Raw genomic sequence first — 3,169 nt, 5'->3', positions numbered from 1 at the left:
ATTTTTTTAAAGTGTTTGGGGGGGGGGGGGGCAATCTATGGAATTATATCTGCTTTCTAGTTTCTTCTTGTTTTGGTATTGAGGTGTGTAGAAGTGATATCTTTATATATGGGTAATTACTATAACTATATTTGCCCAGTAATTAAAAGTTAATAGTTTAATAGGATACTAACTGTTCTTTAGATGACTAACAAGTTTTTTTTTATTTATTGTTAATGGTATAGTTAGTAGGATGATTGTTAAACATTTTTTAGTTTTTAAATAATAGCTGGCAGTACATGAATTATATATTTAAGTAAAAAATATGGTTTGATATGTTCTTGTATATTATAAAATAAGAGTATAGAATCAACATATTTTAGGTTTTTTCACGATTCATAATCATAATGGTGTGTTGATTATTCTAAAAATGATTAATAGAATATTGATTACTATTAATGGGTCGTGAATAACTAGTTTAATTAAATAAAAATATTAGAGGTGAATAATGTATAAAAATGAATTTAAGAAATTATCAACATTTTTGATAATTTCTGCAATAATAGCTGTGGGTGCTTTTTGTTTAATCGGCACAGCAAACGCAACAGACTATACTATTGATAACACTACAGGCAGTATAAAAGTCAATGCAACCGATAGCAGTACCTTTCAAGCTGGAGATACACTATTATTAGAAGATGGTGTATACTCAGGATCAAATAATAAAGACCTAACAATCAACAAAAATATGACAATAGCTGCCGTGAACAAAGGTGGAGCAATAATCGACATGGAAAACAGTGGACGAGCATTCACAATAAATGCAGGAATCAACCTAACACTAATAAACCTAACCTTCATAAACGGAAACATCAGTAGTAATAATGGTGGTGCAATTTATTCAAATCAAGCTAACACAATATTAACTATAACTAACTGCACATTCGAAAACAACACCGCAACTAATGGTGGAGCAATTTATATGGATGGAACTGGTTCTAGTAATACTGTCGAAAATTCAGTATTCATAAACAACAATGCAACTACTAGTTATGGTGCTGTATGTCTAAGTGGAACTAATGGTGTTAATTTGGTTGATAATTGTACTTTTGAAAACAATACTGCAAATGATGTTTGTGGTGCTTTACGTATGATTGGAACTGGTTCTAGTAATACTCTCGAAAATTCAGTATTCATAAACAACAAAGCAAGTACTAATTATGGTGCTGCATATCTAAATGGAGATAATGGTGTTAATTTGGTTGATAATTGTACTTTTGAAAACAATACTGCAAATAATGGTTTTTCTGGTGCTTTACGTATTAATGGAGCTGGTTCCAATAATACTCTCGAAAATTCAGTATTCATAAACAACAATGCAACTAATTATGGTGCTGTATATCTAAATGGAGATAATGGTGTTAATTTGGTTGATAATTGTACTTTTGAAAACAACACTGCAAATGATGGTTATGGTGCTTTATATATGATTGGAACTGGTTCTAGTAATACTCTCGAAAATTCAGTATTCATAAACAACAATGCAACTAATTATGGTGCTGTATGTCTAAGTGGAACTAATGGTGTTAATTTGGTTGATAATTGTACTTTTGAAAACAACAGTGCAACTAATTATGGTGCTTTAGGTATGATTGGAACTGGTTCTAGTAATACTCTCGAAAATTCAGTATTCATAAACAACAATGCAACTACTAGTTATGGTGCTGCATATCTAAGTGGAACTATTAGTGTTAATAATTGTACTTTTGAAAACAACAGTGCAACTAATTATGGTGCTTTAGGTATGATTGGAACTGGTTCTAGTAATACTCTTGAAAATTCAGTATTCATAAACAACAATGCAACTACTAGTTATGGTGCTGCATATCTAAGTGGAACTATTAGTGTTAATAATTGTACTTTTGAAAACAACAGTGCAACTAATTATGGTGCTTTAGGTATGAGTGGAACTGGTTCTAGTAATACTCTTGAAAATTCAGTATTCATAAACAATAAAGCAAATATTAATTATGGTGCTGCATATCTAAGTGGAACTATTAGTGTTAATAATTGTACTTTTGAAAACAATACTGCAAATGATAGTTATGGTGCTTTAGGTATGAGTGGAATTGTTAATACTCTCGAAAATTCAGTATTCATAAACAACAATGCAACTAATTATGGTGCTGCATATATAGCTGGAGCTAGTAGTGTTAATTTGGTTGATAATTGTACTTTTGAAAACAACGCTGCAACTAATTATGGTGCTTTAGGTATGAGTGGAACTGGTTCTAGTAATACTCTCGAAAATTCAGTATTCATAAACAACAAAGCAGATATCAATCATGGTGCTGCATATTTAAGTGGATCTAGTAGTGTTAATAATTGTACTTTTGAAAACAACACTGCAAATGGTAGTTATGGTGCTTTAGGTATGTATGGAACTGGTTCTAGTAATACTCTCGAAAATTCAGTATTCATAAACAACAATGCAAATATTAATTATGGTGCTGTATATATAAGTGGAACTGATAGTGTTAATTTGGTTGATAATTGTACTTTTGAAAACAACACTGCAACTAATTATGGTGCTTTAGGTATGAGTGGAACTGGTTCTAGTAATACTCTCGAAAATTCAGTATTCATAAACAATAAAGCAAATACTAATTATGGTGCTGCATATCTAAATGTAGATAATAATATTAATTTGGTTGATAATTGTACTTTTGAAAACAACACTGCAACTAATTATGGTGCTTTAACTATGACTGGAACTAATTCTCGTAATATTCTCGAAAATTCAGTATTCAAAAACAACACAGCAAATAATAATTATGGTGCTTTAACTATGACTGGAACTGGTTCCACTAATACTCTCGAAAATTCAGTATTCATAAACAATAAAGCAAATATTAATTATGGTGCTGCATATCTAAGTGGAGATAATGGTGTTAATTTGGTTGATAATTGTACTTTTGAAAACAACACAGCAAATAATAATTATGGTGCTTTAGCTATGACTGGAACTGGTTCCACTAATACTCTCGAAAATTCAGTATTCATAAACAACACTGCAACTAATTATGGTGATGCATATCTAAATGGAACTGATAGTGTTAATTTGATTGATAATTGTACTTTTGAAAACAACACTGCAACTTATGAAACTAGTACTGCATTAACTGTTGTT

At 30.5% G+C, this 3,169-nt stretch carries 1 protein-coding gene; it reads left to right on the top strand.

The window, feature by feature from the left end:
* Positions 1 to 487: 487 nt before the first annotated feature.
* On the top strand, positions 488 to 3,169 hold a 2,682-nt coding region (locus tag MBCUT_RS10210), incomplete at its 3' end, for a right-handed parallel beta-helix repeat-containing protein (protein WP_084270822.1).

Origin of the sequence: Methanobrevibacter cuticularis (assembly GCF_001639285.1) — an archaeon.
GTDB lineage: Archaea > Methanobacteriota > Methanobacteria > Methanobacteriales > Methanobacteriaceae > Methanobaculum > Methanobaculum cuticulare.
Note: the sequence above shows the minus strand (reverse complement) of the source record. Positions and strands in the feature narration are given on the sequence as shown.